This is a genomic window from Pseudomonas sp. ICMP22404 (genome assembly GCF_006227205.1).
GTDB lineage: Bacteria > Pseudomonadota > Gammaproteobacteria > Pseudomonadales > Pseudomonadaceae > Aquipseudomonas.
Genome location: NZ_VCNG01000023.1, coordinates 19,127 through 41,334 on the forward strand (window position 1 = coordinate 19,127; position 22,208 = coordinate 41,334).

Here is a 22,208-nt window from a genome sequence, read left to right on the forward strand (position 1 = left end):
ATGCTGAAGAAAACTGCCCGCCTGCTTGCCGACTGTTCGGTGGGGCAGAAGCTGCTGCTCGGTTTCGGCCTGGTGTCCTTGCTCGCGGTGGCCGCCATCGCCCAGGGTTTGTATGCGACCGGCAGTTTGCTGGAGCACGGCCGGCAGGTCGATGCCATGGTGGAGATCAATCGCCTGACCTTGCAGCTGCGCAGTGCCGAGAAAACCTACGCACTGGATCCCGACCCTCTAGCGATGCGCCAGGTTCGGGACCTGATCCAGGCGCTGGGCGCTCAACTCCAGAAGGCGAAGGCCGGCGCATCGAGCGAGGATGTGCCGTTACTGACCGCCATGCAGCAATCCGTCGATGGCTATGAGGGCCAGTTTGCACATTTCATCGATCACCAGCGCCTGGCGGCAGATGCGTTGCGCCATATGCAGGAGCAGGCGGAACAGGCCCGCCTGCAGTTCGAGGCTGTCGAACTGGATATGTACGACCAGGTACGCGGCGTATTGAACAGCGGCCAGGCCTCGGAAGGCGATCCGCTGAGCCTCGCGGAACAGGCCTCGGCGTTGCAGCGAAAACTGCTGGTCACCCGCAACAGGGAGTTTATCTATGTGGAGGAGGGCGCAGCGCAGGCGCTCCAAGGCTGGACCGAGTCAGTGGAGGAAATGAGCGACGCGCTGGAACTGCTCCAGGGCCGGGTGGATGAGAACTCCGAAGCGTCCCTGGCGGCGGCTCGGGCGGCGCTGGTCGAATATCGCAAGGCATTCCAGCGCTATCGGGATAGCCGGGCGCTGAGCAAGCAGACCGCCGGGCAGATGGACGCCCAGGCACAGACCGTGCTGAGCCAGGTCGAACAAGCCGCCGCCGATCGACAAAGGCAGATGGGCCAACGAGGCCGTTCGATGATGCGCCTGCAAGCGGTGGGCGCCCTGGTGATCGTCGCCCTGGCGTTGTTGGCATCGTTGGTTATCCGTCATCTGATCGTCGTGCCTCTGCGTGAAGCACTGCAGGTGGCCCGGCGTGTTGCCCGGGGCGACCTGAGTGATGCGGCCGAAGGCATGGCCATGCGTCGAGACGAGTTGGGCCAGTTGATGACCGCAGTGGGAGAGATGACCGCCAACCTGCGCCAGTTGGTGGCGCGTATCGGACTGAGTGTCGTGGGACTTGGGCAAACGACCCGGACCCTGAGTACATCCAGTGCCCAGAGCAGTGGGGCGGCCCAACGCCAGAGGGTCGAGACCGAACACGCCGCCACGGCCATGCAACAGATGACCGCCACGGTCGCACAAGTGGCATGCAACGCCGAACAGGCCTCCCAGGCCGCCGGCGAGGCCGACCACCAGGCACGCAATGGTGAGCGGGTGGTGCAGCTGGCGAGCCAGCAGATCCATCGACTGGCAGCGGAAATGGCACTTTCCGAGCAGGCCATCGAGTCCTTGCAACGGCAGGTCGAGACCATCGGCACGGTCGCCGACGTGATTGCCTCAATTGCTGAACAAACCAACCTGCTGGCACTCAATGCGGCCATCGAAGCGGCTCGGGCGGGAGAGCAGGGCCGTGGCTTTGCGGTGGTTGCCGATGAGGTGCGGGCGCTGGCACGGCGCACCCGGGACTCGACCAGCGAGATCGAGACCCTGATTGTCGGACTGCAGCATTTGTCGCAACACAGCGTTGGGCAGATCCAGGGCTGCGCGCGCCTGATGGTGGATACCGTCACCCTGGCTGATCAGGTGAGCACCGCCTTGGGCGGCATTACCGGAGCGGTGTCGCTGATCGAGCAGATGAACCAGCAGAACGCCGCCAGCGCCGAGCAGCAGAGCATCGTGGCCGAGGAGGTCAGCCGCAATGTCATGCAGGTGCGCAATGAGGCCGAACATTGTGTCGGAGTGAATCAGCAAGTGGTCCTGGCTTGCGGGGATCTGGCCGGGCTGGAGCACGAGCTGCGGGAGGCCGTCGCACAGTTCCGGACCTGAAGCCAGGTTGGTCAGGCTCTCGTCATCTCCTCAAAAAAACCTTTGGACATTTCGATGAATTGCTCGGCTGCCGGCGCCATTGTCTGGCCCTGGCGGGTGATCAAGCCGATCTGACGGGTAACGCCAGGATGGTCCACGGGGATTTTCACCAATCCCTCCCGACCTTCGTCCGCCGACTCCGGCAGCAGACTTGCGCCCAACCCCTGGCGCACCAGCGCCAGGACCGTCGACATGTAATTGGCTTCGAGGCCCGGCGACAATGGGAGGTTGGCGTCGGCGAACAGCTGCTCCACCAACTCTCGAACGCTGCTGTCGCGCCCAGTAAGAATGATCGGTTGCGCCGTCAACTCGCTTAGCTTGACCGTGCGTCGACGGGCCAGGGGATGGTCGGCTGGAATGAACAGGCACAACCGATCCTCCAGCACCGGTTGAAATTCCAACCCATGGCTCGTCCTTGCCCGCACCCCAAGGCCGAAATCCACCTCGCCGTCGCGCACCAACGTGTCGATCCGGCGCGCCACCACGTCCCGCAGGCGCACTTCGATCCCGGGAAACTGTTCACGGAACTGTTTCAACAGCGGCGGTAGCGCAGCCGCGCAGAGCGAGGGCAGGGCGGCAATGGTAACGACACCCCGACGCAGCGCCGCCAGGTCCCGGGAGGCGCTGACGATGTTGTCCAGGTCCAGCAACAGTTTCTCCATGGGCAGCAGGTTGTTCTGTCCGGCACTGGTCAACGCCACATGACGTGGGCTGCGTTCGAGCAGCGGCACGCCGAGCCAATCTTCCAACTGTTGAATCTGCACGGTCAGGGCTGAAGGCGAGAGGTTCAGCATCGCGGCAGCCTTGGCGAAGTTGCCGGTTTGCGCCACGACCAGGAAGGCGCGGATGTGCTGGATCGAGTTCTTCATTTTGTTTTTCCGAATACAGGCAGCCGAACATTTCAATTTACAAAGAATACCGGCAATTCCAATACTCGGTGAAAACAACAACAGCGCATTTCATCGCCATGGCGGTCAGGAATGCCGAACAGGACCTACCTATGCTCGCCATACTCGGTGTCGTCACCATTCTCTGTCTGCTCATCTGCGTGATGAGTAAGCGCCTGTCCCCCCTGGTTGCACTGATCGCATTGCCGATCATCGCCGCACTGATCGGTGGTTTTGGCCTGCAAACCAGTGCGTTCATCATTACCGGCATCAAGAACGTCGCCCCCGTGGTCGGGATGTTCGTGTTCGCGATTCTGTTCTTTGGCGTCATGACCGACGCCGGCATGCTTGACCCGATCATTGACCGCATCTTGAAACGCGTCGGCACCCGTCCGACGCGCATCGTCGTGGGTACCGCGTTGCTGGCACTGCTGGTGCACCTGGACGGTTCCGGCGCCGTGACCTTCCTGGTGACCATTCCGGCCATGCTGCCGTTGTATACGCGCCTGGGCATGGATAAACGCATCCTGGCTTGTGTCACGGCGATGGCGGCCGGGGTCAACTTCCTGCCATGGACCGGCCCGGTCCTGCGTTCATCGGCGGCCTTGCACGTGCCGGTGGCCGACTTGTTCCAGCCGCTGATTCCGGTGCAGATCGTCGGTTTGGCGTTCGTCTTTGCTTGCGCCTGGTTCCTTGGTCGTCGCGAAGAAAAACGCCTGGGGTTGGGTGCCGGGGCAGGGGTGGAGGTGATACCTCAACGGGTACTGTCCGAGGCCGAAGTCGCCTTGCGCAAGCCACGGCTGTTCTGGCTCAACCTGATACTGACCGTGGTGGTGATGGGCGTGATGATTGCCGGTGTGGTCGATCCGGTGGTGATGTTCATGCTCGGCACGGTATTGGCGTTGTGCATCAATTACCCCAACGTCGATGCCCAACGGGCACGCATCGACGCCCATGCGAAAACCGCCCTGACGATGGCGAGCATTCTCCTGGCCGCCGGGGTCTTCACCGGCATCATGCAGAGCAGCGGCATGCTGAAGGCCATGGCCGAGGTGGCGGTGGCACAGATTCCCGCCGGGCACGGCAAGCTGATTCCGATGGTCGTGGGGTTCATCTCCATGCCGCTGAGCCTGCTGTTCGATCCCGACTCCTTCTATTTTGGCGTGATGCCGGTGGTGGCCGAAGTCGGCCGTGCCCTGGGTGTCGATCCGTTGCAAGTGGCCCAGGCATCGCTGCTGGGTGTCCACACCACCGGGTTCCCGGTCAGCCCATTGACCCCGGCGACCTTCTTGTTGGTGGGGTTGTGCAAGATCGAACTGGCCGATCATCAACGGTTCACCATTCCTTTTCTGTTCGCCGCCTCGGTGCTGATGACGGTGACGGCGCTGCTCATTGGAGTCTTTTGAATGAAAAGCTTACGCATCGGCTCAGGTGCCGGTTACTCAGGTGATCGCATCGAACCGGCGATTGAACTGGCCGAGCACGGCGAGCTGGATTATCTGGTGTTCGAATGCCTGGCCGAACGCACCATCGCCCTGGCACAACAAGCGCGACTGCTCGATCCGCAGGCGGGCTTCGATCCGCTGTTGAGCGAGCGCATGCGTCTGGTACTGCCCTTTATCGGTCGCGGGACCGATGGCCGGCGCCGCCGCTTGCGCGTCATCACCAACATGGGCGCGGCCAACCCATTGGGCGCAGCGCGGGAAGTGCGGCGCATTGCCGGGCAGCTTGGTTTGTCTGGCCTCAAAGTGATCGCCGTAACGGGTGACGATGTGCTGGCGACACTGCTCGGCGATCCGACGCAAACACTGGACAACGGCATCACCCTGGCCTCATTGGGCGAACGCCTGATTTCGGCCAACGCGTACCTGGGCGTGGACGGCATCATCGAGGCCTTGCAGGCGGATGCTGACGTGGTCATTACTGGGCGAGTGGCGGATCCGTCGCTGTTCCTCGCGCCACAGATGTTCGAGTTCGGCTGGGCCGCAGACGATTGGCCACGATTAGGACGCGGCACCTTGGTCGGCCATCTGCTCGAATGCGCAGGCCAGATCAGTGGAGGCTACTTTGCCGATCCTGGGTTCAAGGATGTGCCGGACCTGGCGCGGCTGGGATTTCCCCTCGCCGAAGTGGACGCGACGGGCCATGCAGTGATCAGCAAAGTCCCAGGCTCAGGCGGGCGCATCGATACCGCGACCTGCACCGAACAGATGATCTATGAAGTGCACGACCCCGCCGCATACCTCACGCCAGACGTCAGCGCGGACTTTTCCGAGGTGTCGTTTACGCTCCAGGGACCGAATCAGGTACAGGTCCAGGGCGCCGATGGCCGGGAGCGCCCCTCATCGTTGAAAGTATCAGTGGGTTATCTCGACGGCTGGATCGGCGAAGGCCAGATGTCCTATGGCGGCCCAGGGGCCTTGGCGCGTGGCCGGTTGGCGCGGGAGGTCGTGCTGGAACGTTTGAAACTGACAGGCGTGGCCTATGAAGAAATCCACGCCGAGTTGATCGGCGTCGATGCCTTGCACGGCCCTGAGCTGGGTGCCCGACTGGACGGCGAGCCTTGGGAAGTGCGCCTGCGGGTCGCGGCCCGTTGCACCGATCGCGCCGAGGCCGTGCGGATTGGAAACGAAGTGGAAACCCTCTACACCAACGGTCCTTACGGCGGCGGCGGAGCGAGTAAATCCGTGCGCCAAGTGGTGGCGGTGGCGTCGCTGTTGCTGCCACGGGACGCTGTCAGCGTGCAGATTCATTTGGAGGACGTGTAGTGACTCGTCTTAAATTGCGTGACCTGGCCCATTCCCGTACGGGAGATAAAGGCGATACATCCAATATCTCCGTGATTACGTTCCACGCCGAAGATTATCCACGCCTGTGCGAATGGCTGACGGTAGAGCGGGTGGCCGAGCATTTTGCTGAACTGCTGCCCCCCCATGGACCGGCGATACGGCGCTATGAACTCCCTCGGGTGTGCGCGCTCAACTTCGTCTTGCCCGGTGTCTTGCGCGGTGGCGTCACCCGTTCGTTGGCACTCGATGCCCATGGGAAGGCGTTGGGGGCGGCGCTGCTCGACTTGGATATGCCGAGCGCTTGAGCCGGGTTTCAAGGCTGTCGCTTGGCGTCGGTCGAGACCACGCTGTCCAAGGTATTCGCGCCGGGTACCTTGCTCGGCCCCCACGACCGCTCGCTGCGACATTTGAACTTCACGCCCTTGCGGGGCGTTATGTCCCTGGCTTTCTCCATACACAACTCTTTAGTGACATAGGTCGGCTCCGTTTTGCGCACGTCCACGCAGCCTTCGTCGCCCCTGCAGAGTGTCATAACCATAATGTATACGGTCATCATCCTGATGTTGCTCCCATAGAAGCAATGCAATTGATGTGTCCTGCAAAAGCCCGGAGGGCTTAAGCGAGTAGCAGTGACAAGCGGATGATGATCCTTCCTTCGAACCTCCAGCAATGGCGTATTGATGCCTTCCGTCGGGAAAACGTCACTTTTTCAAATATTGATGATTAGAGCGAAATGGACGCCATTATGTTGGCGTTTTTTCATTGATCAGTGGTTAATTGCTATGGAGAATCTACAGGCATGCCTGGCAATCTCGCGACCGGATAACCACTTGTATCCGAACGAAAAGTCCAGGCAATTCGACGATCCGGGGGCAGGGTAGAAGGGCTGAAGGAGCCCGTTGCCGCGAGCAGTCAGCCAGCGCTAGTGGCCTGTACGCGGCATGAACGAGTATCAAGGCTTTTCGTACAGAGCCTAGGGCGCCTCAAAGTTCTCATAGGCCAGGGAGATAGTATCGTTCCTTGGATAACTGACATACACCATCTCGCCATAATTGCTGGCGACCAGTACGTACGGCCACTTGCCGTTGGCCTTGCGTAGTTGCTCATACAAGGGAAGAAAGAAATCCTTGGTCTGACCCTGAGGGTCGTACGGGACTTCACCCAGAAAGATCGGATAGCGTCCACCGTTACATAGCTGAACCCGCTCCAGCTTGATGCCGTTTTTCTCCAGCACGGTTCGCGCTGGATGCTGCCAGGTGCTGAGATCGACATCCTGGCAGTCGCTGGCGTTTTGGGTGTAAAGCTCGGTGTCCTTGAGGGCTGGGTACGCCATGGCCTGGCTGGTCAGGAGGAATAGAGCCAGGGGTAAGAGACGCTGCATGATGATGGTCCGAATAAAGGGAAAACGATTGTAAGTGCTTTTCTAGTTCCAAGGCTTCGCGGACTATTTCGTTGAGCCTTGGAGACCTACGTGCAGCAGACTTGCACGGGCTTCCTCGCAGAACAAGAGCCAGGCCCGTAGCGTGTGAGCTGAGTCTCAAGGGATCGACAGGCACCCGTGTTTGTCTTGATCCAAATCCTGTAAGCGCTGGAGCGAGGTACGCTCATATCCACGCTGCATTGGTAATATCTTGTTACGCATAATGTATATTATGTTAAACGACAGGTCATGTCATGGATGTTCATAAGCTGCCTAAGCCACTGATTCGACAAACCCGCTTCTGACGTCCACTCTCTCAACGGGCCATGTACTCCATGTTCATGGCGAGTCCTTGAATGAGGTGGCTGCCGATGACGCTGATTCAGTGCCGTTTCTCTTCAGGTCAGCGTGTGCCGCTGCTCGTGCAAGCTGGTCACGCAGCGCCGTTGCCCATACTCATTCCGTTCATCTACGTTCAACTCAAGCTAAGGTATCGCGCTTACAACACTACTGCGGCACATCTGCGCGCGATCCAGGCTTTCTACACCGATGACGCCATCTTGGCCTGCCACTTCGAGTCGATTCTGGCTTTACTGGATGGTTACGCCATCTGGCTCCAAAGCGGCCGTCAAGCCGACAATCTGGTCGCCCGAATCGGCAAAGCTGCAACGGCACCTTTTCCGCAGATCGATCCGCGTACCCGTGACCAGTACCTGCGGTTGCTGAAGCAGTACCTGTCCTGGTGCGTGACCCGTTACATTCCGCGCGCCCGTCAGAACTCAACCACCCTGGCTAACATCGAAGTTGTATTTGCCGATGTCGCCGACTATCAACATTTGTGCGGATTTCCAAGAGCGAGTAACCGGTATCATGCAGGACTGGATTCAATGCAAATACAACGAAATGTCCGCGTCTAACCTCTTTTATATTTTCTCCATGACGACCTTCTTACTCGGAATGGTACTGTCACAATGGCTCGGCGCCCTTGCGATGGATATTGTTGTAATAATTGGATCAGTCGGAGTTGTAGGAGGTTTCATTTCGTGGTGTATGCCAGCGGTTCAATGGATCAGCGCTGTATGGGAAAGTACGCTGGGGAAAACCGCCGTGGCCCTTCTTCATTTTGTAGTCCTTCTGATCGCCACGGTGATGGCTCGGTCGCTTGTTTCCGAGTCGTTAGGTTTACCGCCACAAAGCTTTGACGTAACAGTCGGTTTTCTCATCGTCGCCTTTTACATCCCTGCACTGATGACCGTTGCGTCCATAGCCCTCCTTTTCTTTGCGCTCGTGATGATCATAGTCGGATTTATCCAGACGATGACACTTAATTCAATACAGATGCTCGCCCCCGTATTGGAAGTGGTGGGCCTAAAAAAGAAAATCCCCAGACCCACCGCAACTGCAATGCTCCATTCGTTTGGTTCGCTGATGATGGCGGTTGTGCTGGTGAGCAGCAGTTCATACATGACGGGCCAGCATGGTTCATGGGTGCATACAGCAGTAAAAGTGATAGAAGTTCTAAGCGATTTTCAACTGGCAGTTAATTATCCCGGAGGAGAAGACGATGTGCGAATTCATCCTTTAGAGAACGGATTGGTAGCCTTTGCCAAAGTTGAAGATGACCGTAGCATTTCTATTCACATTCGAAAGCAGGGAGACGAAATCGGGTCGCATCAGATCGGAACCTCGATTCCTTCCATCAAAAAAATGATTAGCCCTTTGATTGAGAGCCTTCGTTGAGCAACGTCTTGGTGATGGAGAACAGAACGTCCCGAAAGTCCGGGTGCAACCAGTAGGCGCTCGCGCCTCTAACGGCGCATCGGTAAGCGGATAATCCGGAGATTACAAAGCTAGCAGCTCATAAAAGGCAGGCAGTGAAGGTCCTGCGCGCCCTTCTCTGAACGATAGAAGTGCGTTTCCGCCTTAAGTCTTTTGTTTGTAATCGCGACTAAAGACACCTTGGTGATTAGGCATATCAATAACAAAATTATTGAATATATAATACCAGTCCCTGGTATTATTCCCAAGTTGTCGGGTTTTATTTATTAATTCAACGAAGTGCTCGGTGCTTCTGGAATATTTTAAGATACTCATAAATTGCCCGACACTAAAAAATCTATTGCCGAAATTTATCGATCTTCCGTAAGGTTTCTCATAGACTTCTCGGAATACATCGCACTGCTGTTGCATCTTCAGCTTGTCTACTACTTTTTTAATTTTTGAAAGCTCTTCTTGTTCGTCCGACTCCTTCGAAAAAAACTTCATGCTAGGAATAAATGCCAGTAGATCTTGAATTAAATTCACGTCAGCCAGACTATTGAAGTCGAAGACTGTAAGGGAGATCTTTTCAATGTCTCGCCCCTTCAAATCTAAGGACGTTCCGTCCGTAAAATCAATTTTCCCTTTCCTTCTGAGGGCGTATTCATGGCGCCCTGCCTGCTCGATCGAAGTGAAGAGCGAAAGGGCAAGATCAAGTAGTACGGAAATACTATTCCCACTCCGGGCGTTCGCTGTAAGCGTCTTTGACTTCAACTCTATGAACATAATGTGGCTAGGGCTTTCGATCACAAAGTCGCACTCCCCCTCTTTAGCGGTGGAGCCAATTTCATCAAAAAAATCTTTTGTAACAATATACTTTTTTCCTGCTAAATATCTGACTCCATATTGAGATAGTATGTTTTCCACTAGCTTCTCTGACCTTCTGCCGATCTCTTGAGAAAGGCGGGCTCCTTTATAATTCCGCTCTTTTAAAGATGAGAGTAATTTATCATACATAGTGTAAATGAAGCCTGTGTGTGCAAAATGGGGGTGGGGGAACAGATAATCATCCTTTCTTTTTATAAATGGCTTTTGGAAAGAGTTTAATTTTTCGATATTTAACGGGTTTAAATAATCTAAATTAATCTCCTGCGACGAAAAAGAAAGCTCATCGATTGCATTGCCAACATCGGCCGCGGTGTGTCTCATGCAAAGCTCTCTGACAATTAAATCCTTGTAAAAATATAACGACTGTCGTCCTGGATGTTTGATCATTGCACGATAAATATCTCTATATACTGCCAAGCTCGGACAATCACTAAACAGTCCATCCATCAGAGTTAAAGCATCCTGCTTGTTCATCTGATCTAGGGTAAATAACTGATCATGGATCGTACTTTTCTGAAGGAAGGGTAGCAGATCGACAGGTTTATTCATGAAGCCCTCAAGATAGTCAACCCTCTGAACACCCATCAGTGTGACAAGATCCTCCGATAACTCGAATATTTCCTTGAGTTGCCTGAAAGTATCGCGGTTCTTTTTTTTCTTTTCCAAATGGGCAAGAGAAAGCTGGTACAAATACCCCAGAGGAGATTGAGGCGAATTGCTTAATATCGACAGCTCTTTTCGAAAATAATAACGCTCGTGCATCGGGCGATAATGTTTCGTTTCTATTATGTGCAATACCATTAAGAATAAATTATGACCTACTTTCTCAGCCCTATACTTTATGCGCGAAAGTATTTGAATTCTCACTTTTTCCGTCAGAACGGCATCTGCCTGATCAAGTATGATTTCTATGCCGTTGCTTCTTAGTCTTAGTATGGCCTCTGCGCGACATTTTATGTTTTTGTCGTATAATGGCTCGAGAGTTTGATTTAGTTTCGCAATCTGACTCCACACATCAATCCACTCTGTTACCCGGCTCGAATAATAGAGTGGACGTGCAGTGTGGCTATCAACTTGATTGATAAGCAAAACTATGCACTCGTACTTTTTTTCGCAGAGCGCAAAAAGCTGGAAGTAATTCTTCAAATCTAGAAACTCTTCAGCCGAGACTCTCTCATCAACTGAAGGATTCGTCAGTGCGTCAATAGAACTCCTCAGTTGTTCACTAGCGCGCGGCAAAAGAATATTTTCTGATCTCGCCGAATGCACTTCAAAAAAATTTCTATTGGCGATGAGATCGTTGATTAGCTTATCAGTGGCTGGGCTCATAATTCTATTCCTTGATTGTACTTAGTTGAGGTAAAGTGAAAGTCATGCGACTCCTGTTAAGAGCGTCTCTGGGTAAGCCAAACAGGTAAAATAGCGCCACTTTATGCAAAACTCAATACTATATTGCGGGCCTGCGAATAGCAATGAGTCTAAATTTCTGGTCGTACTTTAGAAAAATTATGACCCCTTAGGCGTCGTATTTAGTTTAATGCGTAGTGCGCGAAACTTTATGTACTGTAGGAGAAGCTCGCACGTGTCGTTTGAGTCCACTAAATCCACTATCTCTAGAATTTAAAATCTAGTTAAAAAATCGTCACAATGGAGGATCTCACAATCATCTGAAGCCAATATTGTATTCCTAATACTATTGCTGCCTCACGCGGGCATGAACTACTTGGGCGTGGATAAAGCGTTGTGAGAGCACTAGAGCGCTAATATTTAAGCCTCCTGCAGGGAGGCGCCAGACATCCCTCCATTTGTTGGTGTTGACTCACGACATTGCAATGATCAGCATCGTCAAGCCGTCGCGTGAAGATCAACCAGTCGTGAAGTGGGGGCGTCGTCTGCGTGGCTTGCACCCCGGCGTTTGCTGATAATTTTTTGGCGCCCTGATCATCTGAAGCCAAGGGCCGATTCAAGGCGGAGATTGTGTTTTTGATACTGGCTATTAGCTATTATCTCCACTAATCTTCCGATAATATTTCAATTTTTGGATCAGGGTTTAGGTAAGGAACGTTATGAATTGCCACCTGCACGTGCGTCAACATTTCCATCCGGTAGGCCACGGAACGTTTTTCACCGGGGTAGTTTGGAATAAGAAGTTGCGACGGGCCGCATTCAGTTGGGCTTATGACTGCGGATCTAGAAGTCAGCATCGTGTAGAAAAAGCCATTAATGATCAAAACATCGCAGGCTGGTTGCCGCAGGAAATCGATTTGCTGGTTCTTTCCCACTTTGACAACGATCATGTGAACGGTGTGGAGCATTTCTTACAAAACAGGCGCGTACGCTGGTTGGCAGTCCCTTATATGTGTATAGGCCAGCGAGTTGAAGAGGTTTTGGCTGGCGATGCCAGCACATGTTCTGCGTCGACAGCGCTCTTCCAGCTCGATCCAGTCCAGTGGCTTCTGACGCGTGGTCTTTCTGAGCAAGTTGGGGCGGTGATATTCGTGAAGGGTGGCGTTTCTGGGGACGAACGCTCGACGCTCCCTGATCGCGGCGATAATCCATCGCCTGAGTGGGACGAGCTTGCCAGTCGCCCTAGCGATGATGTGTTTGGCTCATCCCTCGAGCCACTTTTGGTTGATGATATGTCACCGGCAGTTGCTGCACGTTCCAAAAAATGGGGCGGCGCCTCATTCGAGATGGATCATGCGGCCAGCTTCGGACCAGGTACGCTCCCCTTGGAATTTATGTTCTTCAACTCCGACCAACCTGACTTATTTATTACAAAAGGAGGTGCGCGGGTAGCACGAAAATCGTTCGCGTCAATAGATGTCGTGCAGGATCAGATCGCAACTGCGATTGATTCATCTGGATTGAGTTACCCCCTCAGGCTTCACCGAAATTGGCGATCACACTTTAAGAAGGTCTATGAGCACCACTTCGGAGCGACTAGTAAGCAACGAAATAACATCTCGCTCTGCCTGATGGTGCGCCCTCTGAGCGAAGTGAGTGCATGTTCGTACTTTGACGGTGAGCGCAGCGTGCTAATGAGATCGCCGAGGCGTCCTTCAGCGATACTGGATCGAGCTGGCCTCCTCTGCCTCGGCGACTTGTGTATGGACATGCCAACGTTCAATTCAATGCAGGCGCACTATGGTGCAAATCGATTGGCTTTGGTGGCGACCGTACAAGTACCTCATCATGGCTCACAGCACTCATGGGTGAAAGGCATGGCTGCCAAATTTTCGCCTGATCATTTCGTTCATTGCATTCCTGACCGCTGCAATGGTCACCATCCGCATAAGCTCGTAACAAACGATCTGCACGGCTTTAGAGTGCATCGAGCAAATGGTCATTCTGCAGTTGTACTGCACTATCACTTCCACTGAAAAGCAGTGCGAAGTTAGCAGAACCGCCCTTTTTCTTCTGAGCGCGGTTCGATGAGCACTAGAGTGGCATGTGACCTGGATATATTCATATTTATCAGTTAGTTGCCGCTCTTGTGTACATATCACATCGCCCATAAGTTAAATTAAAGGTTATGCTATAGATATTCATGTAGACCTTTTCAACAATCACCGGCATCGTTGTCTGCCTTCACCGAACCCTTTCGTTCTCAGGCCGCTTAGCACCGCTTCTGAAATCAAACCCTCAGGAGCCAATTCACTAATCGCCGACTTGAGCGCTGCAAAGCCCGGTGATATTTGGCTCATCCTCTGGCTGCGGCTAAACCTAAATCACCTAGATCGCCGTCTGCGATTGTCTGGAAAAGGTTTGTCCCGATGCTCAGCCTTTCAGTGGTACTTGGTACTGCATGGAGGTCCTCACACGCAGCGCGATTACGAACCCCGCTGGCATTCACCCCTCTGCTTCAGCCAAGCTTTGCCGTTCTCTCATTGCGAACGAGGTAACGATCAATATTGATGGTTTCAATAGCGAACAGATAGAGCGCAAACATACGAATGAAATTCGGCGTACCGAGGAGCTTGAGATTTATAGGGTCAGGCACGCTGGATACATACCAAAAAGTGACAGACAAACAAAATGCCAGGATCCCTCCACCAGTTATCGGCCCCCAACTAGCGTGATCATGGTCGGCCAGGTAGCTATTGAGGCGATTAATGAATTGCACCCAAGCAATCACAACGACCGAAGCCACCACCACCAGTATTGGCAGTATCAAACTGCTCGCAGAAAAAGGATGGGCAATTGTCCCGCCCTCCTCTAGAAATGTAGAAAGTGCTAACGCCAGAAACACTATTGTCAGCGAACGGGACTTTACCTTCCCTAGAGCTTCGAGAATATCCTTGAACATACATTCACTTCCAAAACGCCGCGCACGGCAAAATCAGGGTCATTTATTGTTGCTTAAAACTTGCGCAGCCACCTGCTCTCAGAGAAAGCTCACGCTATAAACACGGCACCAATCAGCTGCTGCCGTTACACGGCCATGGCAGCGACTCACACCCTGAACTCATCCAATTTCGTGAAGGTGTCGTAACGAAACTCACCCCAATTGATGTGTGTCCATACCTGTTTCACCTTCCCTCAAACTCAAAACGCATGCGCTCTAATCAACGCACAAAAATCCCTACCGCACCTTTGGCAGCGATCACCATGAGCGCCGGCAATCCCTCAACGCTCATCTTACGATGCAGGGTGCTCAACAGATTATCGTCGAGTTCACTCGGACAAGCAGGACACCCATCGGGATGCGAATGCCATTCGCCCACATAGTCCACCATGCCGGCAGTACGTTGATGTACCACCTCCAGCGCTTTCGCCTGGCCTTCTTGTCCTCTGATGAAATGGCTCGAACTGGCCTCGCTGTCTGGCGGTGCCGGCAGAACGTCAACAACGACAATTGTTTTTGTCTTCAGATCGGTGACGCCAAGGATCGCGCCACCCGTTTCGTTCGGCAGGGTCTTCTGCCGAGCAGCGTACAATTTGTGAACCAGTGACTCGTCGTACTTCACCGTCCAGCCGGATGATTGCACCGTGTGCACTTGCGCAATGCCGATCTCATGAGCGGTGACTGATCCGGATTGGTCATCTGACTCCCAGACGCAAATCCTGGCCTGTGGCTTGGCCACTGCCTGCCGCAGTTGCCGGGAAAGGATCCCTGCATGACCATGAATGGACTCGCCAGACATCCTTACCGAAATGTCACGGCAGCCACCGCCCACCCAGCGATCCCCCAGAGGCAAGGCTAAATGCTCACGTCCCCAATCGTTCTCCAGAATTGCTCGGTAGTATTGTCCCTCCAGGCCATCGATGCGCTGAAGCCTGTCCTGATCTTCGAGAATCATCACGCTTGAGAGTCCTGAAGGCGTAACGAACAAACTCACGGTTCGGGGAACATCCTGCCTGTGAGCGAGCTCACGTGGCACTTCTAATGTAGTCGTCACATCCACCACGATTTGCGCAGCGCTCAACGACGAGGCTATCTCTTCACTGCCCTCAAGCAGGCTTTTGGCAATTGCCTTGGGTGGAACCCAGTTTGGAAAGATTGCGGCAGCCAGTTCGCTCACGACATTGACCTTTGGCAGGCCAACGCACGAATCGAACGCCACATGGCGACATAAATTGTGAGGCAGCACCCGATCAGGGTCTATGATCGTCCACCGCCCCCAGCCTTGGCGAATCCACAGATCAGCCAATACGCTGCCTAAGGCCCCTACCCCGGCCAGGACGCCTAGGAGGTCACTGTTTTCTTCAGGGGTGCCCGATAGATCGCGGGCGGCTTTGGGTGTAAGAGCCGTTCGAACCTCTACCGACATAAGCGTGAACGCTCGCCAGGCAGTACCGCCAGTTCCGCCGATGACGAAGCTACGGTGACTCACCCCGTTCGAATCGGGCGGCGCCAACATATCCAGGGCCTTTGCAAGGTCAAACAGAGAGACGTCCAGCATGTACCCAGCGACGTCAAATCGCTCAGCCTCGCCATCGCGTACGCGCGGAATCCAGACAGTGATGAGGACGCCTTGTCCTTGGGCGGACGCAGCAGAAACACCACCTTCAACGGCCTCATAAACGTTCGCATGGAGTACTTGATAGAGGTCGCTGCCCCAAGAGACCAGTTGGTCATGCAGATCACCCAATGTCTCGGGATAACCCGCCAACGTTGGCGATCCCACAGGATTGACCACCATTGAAACCATCCTGACCTTCTTCGACTGATCACCTGGTTCAGTGGGGTCGGCCCTCAAGATGATCGAATCACCTGCATCCACTTTGCTGACGGTCAACGTGTTGCTATTCGACTTTGCGTAATCGGCATAGTTGGAAGGCAGGATGAGCTGGTAAGGGCTCAGGAAAAAAAGCTGCTCAAGCGGCTGATCTTCCCTGTGCAGCTTCAATAGCGCAGACTCTCGCAGCCACCAGAACATCCGAGCAATGAAACGCTCCGGTGTCCAGGTTCGCTCGACCGTCGACCACGCGTGGTCATACAGACAAAGCACCCTAGCCCCGCCTGCGGATGGTGGATGCTGGTGCGACAGCACAGGAAAGTCTTTGCGCAGTGCGTAGACCACCACCTGCACGCGGAAGCCGGGGTTCACCCCTACGGCCAGTCGCTCGCGTCGCCTGATTCCGGCGAGATTTCCCGAATCCACTGTACCGTCTCCAGCATCGATGACGATGTATTCGCTGACTGTAGTCCCCGGCTTGTTCCTCCTGATTTCTCGAACTTCGGTGTAGGGACACGCCCGTAAGGCGTTGAGCAGCGCCTGGGTCTGGGGATAGAGTTGATCTTCCCCTGACCCGGCCCATGGCTCACCGAGTTCGTAGTACTCGATCATTCGCATTTGCCCGCGCGAGGCGGAATCGACGCCGCTACGGAGCTCGGTACCGCTCCGGCAAGCGCTGCAGCAACCGCCAGCAGCTTGACCTTGCCATCCGACCGAACCTCGAAGTCCATGCAAGCCTTCTCGCCAAGATCCCCTGTGCAAGAAAACCAACCATCCACTTCGTCCAGGATGTCCTGATATTCCCGCTTCGCCCGAATGCAGGGTGGATCGCAATCATCGTCGAGAATCTCGACACTACTGGAGACGATCGTTGCGCCATAGCGTGCTTGGCTCAAGGCTTGTCGGGCGTCCCAGCTAATCTTGGCCTCTTCCCCCTTGCCTGACCAACTGTCCCAAGACAAGGTGTGCCAGGAACAGTGGTGCGGAGCCAGGAGCAGATCATATTCAAGTACTTCGGGCGTGGACGCGTAATGACTCCACATCCGCTCCCAGATCAATACCTCAGCATCACCACCGACCAGGAACTTGGTTTTTGTTTGCGAGTAAGCAAATGGCGAGATCTGAATATTCATAATCACGCTCGACTCGTTTTTCGACAGCTTGTCTTCCAGATCCGCATCATCTTCATGCGGTGCCGGAGCAAGTAAGTGCGAAGTGAAATACTGCGGCAGGCTTTCACCTGCGATCTGGCTGAAGGTCTGGCCGGCTTTAACCAGAATGGGACCTAGGTCGTCAGTCTTCCCCTGGTTGTCTTCGCCCATGATGCGGATTCGGTTCCCATCACCTGCGATCCGATGGTTGCGCCAGTAGGTCACTCGGCGCCGTGCCTCTTTATCGAAAGCCTTCGCGTCCTCACAGAGAATGTGGGTCTTCGAGCTCCGACGGAATACCAGCGGCGACGACCACATTTCACGGATCAAAATACGTTTTTCCCAACGACTCTTGTCATCGTCAGGGTAATCCGCAGGATCGCCGAGCCAGAAGTGATTCCTCAGACCCGCGCAATGGTCTTGGTCAGGATGACTCAGCAGGAAGGCGTTGACGAATGGACGATCCTTGGCATCCCACTGCAGCCGTTCCCTTAGCGCCCTCCCTACGTCAGGCATGTCATCGTCCGGGTTGTCCGCTGCCTGTCGGATCCGGGAGTCAATCAGAATGCTGGTGACAGACGTATCGGCCAGCCGAATCAACGTCATGTCGCCGGTACCTACTTGGAAAAACGTTACCTTGGCAGACATTATCCCTCCCCGGGCAGTGCGCCATCTTTGAGAAACGCTACAGTCAAGGTAAGATACGTATAGAAATTAAACGCGTCTAGATACTATGCGAATATTTTTTATACCCATCAACGACCAGGCTGTTTTCAAATGACTGCAACCGTTACTCGTACCGGACGTTGGGGCCAAGAGCGCCGCCTTGAATTCATTGACTTTCGGCTGCTGTGGGAGCGAAAACTTAATCGCTCAGACCTGACTAGCTTTTTTGGGATTTCTGTCCCCCAAGCGTCACTGGATTTCGCGACCTATCAGGAGCTTGCCCCTGAAAACATGGCCTACGACCGAACGCTAAAAGCCTATGTGGCAGGCCCTGACTTCAAACCCGTCCTGACCAACCCAGATCCAGCGTACTATTTGAATGAGCTGCTGCAGCGCGGCGTTGGCAATATCGCCCCCACGGATAGCTTCATCGGTTGGACGCCCCCCGTTGCAAGCCTGCCGTCCCCCACGAGGCAGGTTGATCAGCAGATCCTGATCAAGCTGATTCGGGCGCTCCAGGTCGGCGAGGCCGTGGACGTCGACTATCGATCAATGACCAACTTCGACGAGCCCGCCGTTCGGACAATCCTCCCAATGTCGTTTGCCCATGACGGTTTCCGTTGGCACACCCGCGCCTTCTGCTTCAAATCACAGGCCTTCAAGGATTTCGTTCTAGGTCGCATCAATGCTCTGAAAGCTTCGTTCGCCCCTCCTTCAGAGGTGCCAGAAGACGTTGAATGGGAGACCTTCATCGAAGTGGTCATCGGCCCGAATCCGAGCTACCCGCCTCAAAAGCGAAAAGCGATCGAGCATGATTACCAAATGGTGAATGGTGAAGCTCGGCTTAAGGCTCGCAAGGCACAACTGTATTACCTAAACCGCCGGCTGAATCTGAATGAGAAGCCAGGCGATCCAGTCAATGAACATCAGCAAATCGTGATGCTTCGGATTGAGAACGCTCACAAGGAGTCAGCAATAAATGAGTGAAGCAACTCCAGCCAAGCCAAAGAGGAATCTGACGATTCCCATCATCTTGTATCTGCTGGCACTACTGGTCTTCGCGACCTATTCCATCGGTGCAATGGCTCTGGGTTGGCTTTCTGAACCCTATAGGCCGCTGAGAGTGCCTTTGATGTGTGGCGCGATCGCCTACGTTGGCGGAGCCCTGTACTGCTTCCGCGCGATCTACCTCAACAAGTGCGTTTACAAACGCTGGGATTCGGACTGGCACGTCTGGTATTTCATCCGTCCCATCACCAGCACAATTGCTGGTGCAGTGAGCTACCTCTTCTTGAAAGCAGGTTTGTTGGTACTGGAGTCGACCGCGAACGCCGGAGCAAGCGAAATTGGATTTTTCGCACTGGCCTTTATAGCTGGCTTCAACGTCGACAAGTTCGTGGCGAAAATTGAGGAGGTTGCGAAGGCGGTTTGGGGCATTGATAAAACGCGCAGCGGGCAGGTCAAAGCGGATCAGGCCGAGCCAACCAAACCCTCTCCCCCAACGACACCTTAAGCCTGATCTTTTTGGGATGTAAAACGATAGGTTACCAGCCTTCTGTCCATGACTTGGCATGGGTGCTCAGTGGCACCTCATACCTGTAGCTCCGTCAGCACCTCAGAGAAGGTCGGATGATCTGCAGAAGGACAAGAAGCAACCGCCGCTGGCTAAGAACAGACCAATAAGTACGATATACCCTGCACAGGTCAATTGGAGTCCACAGATGCGAAAGCAAATGCTCGCTTTCACTCTCTTCGCTGCTGGTCATCAGTACATTACCATCAGTACAACACCGGCCACTTCACTGCTTCCAGCCTTGCCTTTACCGCTTCGCCATAGTCAGGCTCGATCTGAATGGCGTAGGCAGCGAGTCCCATCAGATGGTTGCGCATGCCAGCAACCGCTGAAAAGCCCCGACGCTCTGCATGTTTCAACGGTCCTACGTCCTCGCGCTCCAAGTAATGTAAGTGCATCCGGATTTTCATTTTGAATGTTCGGGTCAGCCTGGGTGACTCCTGAGCCACCTGTAGCCCCAGCACGACCTTTCGGCTCCGTGGCGATGAAATCGTAGTCTTGGCCAGGTTTGGGTTAAGCCCAAATTGGTAGAGGATCCTATAGACCTCATTCACTGTCCGGCGAGCCTGCTCCCGCTTGAATGCAACGTCAGTTGTAGAGAGCGTAAGATCATCCGCGTAGCGGGTGTAGGTTAGCCCAAACCTCCCGGCAAGCTCGGTTATCAGGTTGTCGGCTTCTATCATCGCAAGGTTTGCGAGCATGGGACTGGTGGCAGCGCCTTGTGGAAGATGGCCAATGTCGCGAGACGCATACTTGGGAATCTTTGATTTGGACAAGGAAACCTTTCGCCGCCATTTAATGGCGCGGCGGATGCGACTGAAGTTACCGTTTCGGGTGCAGAGGCGTGTCAGTTCAAACGATACCAAGGGCTGGTATCCGAGGTTACGGAAAACCCGGTAGCAGTCGATTTCCGAGATTGATTCGAAAAATCTTTGGACATCGATCTTGATTAACCAGCGACTCGCACAATGAGGCGAAGCCGCGTCAATGAGCCTGCAGTTGCGTGCAAAGGCCGTGCTGGCCGCATGAGGCCTGGCTTTGGCCAATACGTGTTGCGCGATCCAACGCTGTGCTACTGACAGGCTCGGAGGTGGAACGCAAATCACGCGGAATGCGGTAGGCTGACCCGGCCGGGCGCGCTTTCGGACGCGGAATATCTTGTAGGACTCAGTCTCGCGAGTAACGTAATCTCTCAGATGTTTGTAAGGCACCTGGGTAAGATGGGCGAGATGCTTGAGGGTCAATATTGGGGGCAGTGACGGATGAACGGCGACCGTCTTCTGAGACGCCGCGATAGCAGCTTCCATGACTTGGGCTGCAACGGTCTCTGCTCCTTTGGCTCGGCGGTAGTGTTGAGGCGTCCAGTCCTTCATCTACTTTGACACCCGCAGGGTGAGTGCTCGCGCCACAGTCAGAAGGCTACGCCACTAGACTGTGGCGTGAGCGCTTAACCGTAAGCAGGAGCTAAGACATAGGGCAGCAGTAGTCTGCGCCCGGTGATGAGTTGAGAATCCAACCCATCATGGCAGCAACATTCTAGGAACGTACGCCGGAGCTAGAATCTAGACTGGATGCCTCAACGAGGATGGATAGTAAGGCTCTAGTATCAGATTGCCAACAGGTGCGGCTTCTTTTGCGAGATGCTCTTGCTTTCTGGCATGCTCGAGCTGGCCATAACCTCTGTCAGTGAGCCTGCGTTGGGAGTCAATCCACCCGTACCGAGTCATTGTTTGGAGAAGATTCGACAGCTCATACGTTTTCAGGCCCGTTCGAGTTGCAAGTGCGCGGTCGCTCATGCGGGAGCGCCGCAACAGCGCGCTTAGCACTAGGAAAGACATTCCTGTGTCGATGTCGGATTTCAAAATCGCCTTGGACTTGGCTAGGTTCTGGTCGCCAAGGTTAGCCAGGCGAGCGCTGATGCTCTCGGCCGTCAAGTCAATCCCGAACACCTCTTTGCTGATACCGGCTGAAACCCGGGCGGGGAACAAAGGCGTCCAAGTTTTTTTCTTGTCCTTTGAGGCCTTGTGAAACATCAGCGGGACGTTGTTGGGCGCACCGTGTGCGAATACAAGCAGCGCTCCGGTGTTGCCGTAGCCAAGGCTTGGGCCGCACCAAAACCATGGACCGTGGCCTGGTTCCCCATCAGTGGGATCGTAAGTGGTGCAAAGCACCTTCATCTGCTCGGCTTCTTTGGCGGAAAAACAAGTGTCGATGGTGGGACAGGGTAGAACGATATGGATTGTCGGTTTTGATGGATGTCTGGTTACCCGACGCTCACCCAATCCAGTGGCGGAATACGCCATGACAGCAAAGCTCATCAGTTTTCCTGACCACCAACTGCGGACGGATCTCACAAGCCACGCCGCTTCAAGATAGCTTGATGCTCGATCACCGCTTCCAATAAGATCCGTAACCACCCAGAAAGCCCGTACACGTTTTCGGCGAATTTGCTCCGGGCCAGGGTGATTCAGGAATTTTCCGGGATATTCCTGGCAAAGCTGAGAAATCATCTGTGCAACAATGCCTTCACTGCCAACCGAGGGGTCATAGGCTTTCGTTGGCCTCACCGCGTCAGGCCCTTTTGCGCCAATGGCACGCCTGATGGAGCGTCGGGTTTCGCTGAACAAACGGTTAGGTTTACCCAAGCGATGCCTAAGTTCGCGCTCGGCATACAGCGCCACGGTGCCCTGTATCGATTCTGCTTCCCGCAGGAGCATGGCACGCATGTGATTGATGAAGTCATCTCGCGATACGAAAGCAAACGCCTCCAGCAGCTTCCGGGCACGCGAACGGTCGCCAAGATTGAACTGCTCTAGCCAGGCGCGGGCGCGGGCGTCACTCGCTATGGGAGTAGGCTTGTCCATGGTTCACATATTCCTATCAGCCGGTGTGGTCT

The 22,208-nt window shown here is 54.5% G+C and carries 17 protein-coding genes and 1 pseudogene; 10 read left to right on the forward strand and 8 right to left on the reverse strand.

The annotated features are described in order from the left end of the window. Both FGE05_RS30540 and FGE05_RS30545 read left to right on the forward strand, forming a co-directional pair. Positions 1-1,104: pseudogene (locus tag FGE05_RS30540) on the forward strand (methyl-accepting chemotaxis protein); the annotation flags it as partial. Further along, on the forward strand, positions 1,096-1,959 hold the full coding sequence (locus tag FGE05_RS30545) for a methyl-accepting chemotaxis protein (protein ID WP_373682528.1): 864 nt from the start codon (positions 1,096-1,098) through the stop codon (positions 1,957-1,959). The pseudogene FGE05_RS30540 and the gene FGE05_RS30545, both read left to right, overlap by 9 nt. Before the next feature lie 11 nt (positions 1,960-1,970). Here FGE05_RS30545 and FGE05_RS27900 read toward each other — a convergent pair whose 3' ends face one another. Beyond that, positions 1,971-2,867, reverse strand: coding sequence for a LysR family transcriptional regulator (locus FGE05_RS27900; RefSeq protein WP_176563041.1), 897 nt, complete (start codon positions 2,865-2,867; stop codon positions 1,971-1,973). 131 nt (positions 2,868-2,998) lie between these two features. Between FGE05_RS27900 and FGE05_RS27905 the strand changes: the two genes are divergently transcribed. The 3 genes from FGE05_RS27905 to FGE05_RS27915 are packed head-to-tail and all read left to right on the forward strand — an operon-like array spanning position 2,999 to position 5,979. Next, positions 2,999-4,291, forward strand: coding sequence for a CitMHS family transporter (locus FGE05_RS27905; protein ID WP_139650060.1), 1,293 nt, complete (start codon positions 2,999-3,001; stop codon positions 4,289-4,291). Continuing rightward, positions 4,292-5,653, forward strand: coding sequence for an acyclic terpene utilization AtuA family protein (locus FGE05_RS27910; RefSeq protein WP_139650062.1), 1,362 nt, complete (start codon positions 4,292-4,294; stop codon positions 5,651-5,653). It begins immediately after the preceding gene. Continuing rightward, positions 5,653-5,979 (forward strand): hypothetical protein, encoded by a 327-nt coding sequence (locus tag FGE05_RS27915; protein ID WP_139650063.1) that lies wholly within the window; start codon positions 5,653-5,655, stop codon positions 5,977-5,979. The genes FGE05_RS27910 and FGE05_RS27915 overlap by 1 nt, the downstream gene beginning before the upstream one ends. A gap of 668 nt (positions 5,980-6,647) precedes the next feature. On the opposite strand, the gene FGE05_RS27920 is transcribed toward FGE05_RS27915, so the two are convergent. Next, on the reverse strand, positions 6,648-7,055 hold the full coding sequence (locus tag FGE05_RS27920) for a hypothetical protein (protein ID WP_139650064.1): 408 nt from the start codon (positions 7,053-7,055) through the stop codon (positions 6,648-6,650). 410 nt (positions 7,056-7,465) lie between these two features. Here FGE05_RS27920 and FGE05_RS27925 point away from each other — a divergent pair, with 410 nt between their 5' ends. Continuing rightward, complete coding sequence (locus tag FGE05_RS27925; RefSeq protein ID WP_257225740.1) at positions 7,466-8,011, forward strand: hypothetical protein; 546 nt, start codon at positions 7,466-7,468, stop codon at positions 8,009-8,011. Then, on the forward strand, positions 7,965-8,834 hold the full coding sequence (locus tag FGE05_RS27930) for a hypothetical protein (RefSeq protein WP_139650065.1): 870 nt from the start codon (positions 7,965-7,967) through the stop codon (positions 8,832-8,834). The genes FGE05_RS27925 and FGE05_RS27930 overlap by 47 nt, the downstream gene beginning before the upstream one ends. Positions 8,835-9,017: 183 nt before the next feature. On the opposite strand, the gene FGE05_RS27935 is transcribed toward FGE05_RS27930, so the two are convergent. Then, positions 9,018-11,069 (reverse strand): hypothetical protein, encoded by a 2,052-nt coding sequence (locus FGE05_RS27935; RefSeq protein WP_139650066.1) that lies wholly within the window; start codon positions 11,067-11,069, stop codon positions 9,018-9,020. A 737-nt stretch (positions 11,070-11,806) separates the two neighbouring features. Here FGE05_RS27935 and FGE05_RS27945 point away from each other — a divergent pair. Further along, positions 11,807-13,123, forward strand: a complete 1,317-nt coding sequence (locus tag FGE05_RS27945; protein ID WP_139650067.1) for a hypothetical protein — start codon at positions 11,807-11,809, stop codon at positions 13,121-13,123. A gap of 482 nt (positions 13,124-13,605) precedes the next feature. Here the strand turns inward: FGE05_RS27945 and FGE05_RS27950 are convergent, their stop codons facing one another. The 3 genes from FGE05_RS27950 to FGE05_RS27960 all read right to left on the reverse strand — a co-directional run bounded on the left by FGE05_RS27950 (position 13,606) and on the right by FGE05_RS27960 (position 17,721). Continuing rightward, the gene (locus tag FGE05_RS27950) at positions 13,606-14,049 is read right to left on the reverse strand and encodes a hypothetical protein (protein ID WP_139650068.1); all 444 of its coding nucleotides are present in this window, start codon (positions 14,047-14,049) and stop codon (positions 13,606-13,608) included. A gap of 259 nt (positions 14,050-14,308) precedes the next feature. Then, positions 14,309-16,534, reverse strand: a complete 2,226-nt coding sequence (locus FGE05_RS27955; RefSeq protein WP_139650069.1) for a Mov34/MPN/PAD-1 family protein — start codon at positions 16,532-16,534, stop codon at positions 14,309-14,311. Next, a complete protein-coding gene (locus tag FGE05_RS27960; RefSeq protein WP_139650070.1) occupies positions 16,531-17,721 on the reverse strand; it encodes a metallohydrolase in 1,191 nt (396 codons plus the stop codon). Before FGE05_RS27960 ends, FGE05_RS27955 begins: the two co-directional genes overlap by 4 nt. Before the next feature lie 129 nt (positions 17,722-17,850). On the opposite strand from FGE05_RS27960, the gene FGE05_RS27965 reads away from it, so the two are divergent. Both FGE05_RS27965 and FGE05_RS27970 read left to right on the forward strand, forming a co-directional pair. Further along, positions 17,851-18,726, forward strand: a complete 876-nt coding sequence (locus FGE05_RS27965) for a WYL domain-containing protein (RefSeq protein ID WP_139650071.1) — start codon at positions 17,851-17,853, stop codon at positions 18,724-18,726. Further along, positions 18,719-19,252 carry a hypothetical protein gene (locus tag FGE05_RS27970; protein ID WP_139650072.1) on the forward strand — a complete coding sequence of 178 codons (534 nt, stop codon included), beginning with the start codon at positions 18,719-18,721 and terminating at the stop codon, positions 19,250-19,252. The genes FGE05_RS27965 and FGE05_RS27970 overlap by 8 nt, the downstream gene beginning before the upstream one ends. 266 nt (positions 19,253-19,518) lie before the next feature. On the opposite strand, the gene FGE05_RS27975 is transcribed toward FGE05_RS27970, so the two are convergent. Then, positions 19,519-20,685, reverse strand: coding sequence for a reverse transcriptase family protein (locus FGE05_RS27975; RefSeq protein ID WP_139650073.1), 1,167 nt, complete (start codon positions 20,683-20,685; stop codon positions 19,519-19,521). A gap of 189 nt (positions 20,686-20,874) precedes the next feature. Beyond that, entirely contained in the window at positions 20,875-22,176 is a 1,302-nt protein-coding gene (locus tag FGE05_RS27980) for a helix-turn-helix domain-containing protein (RefSeq protein ID WP_139650074.1), read from the reverse strand. Positions 22,177-22,208 lie beyond the last annotated feature (32 nt).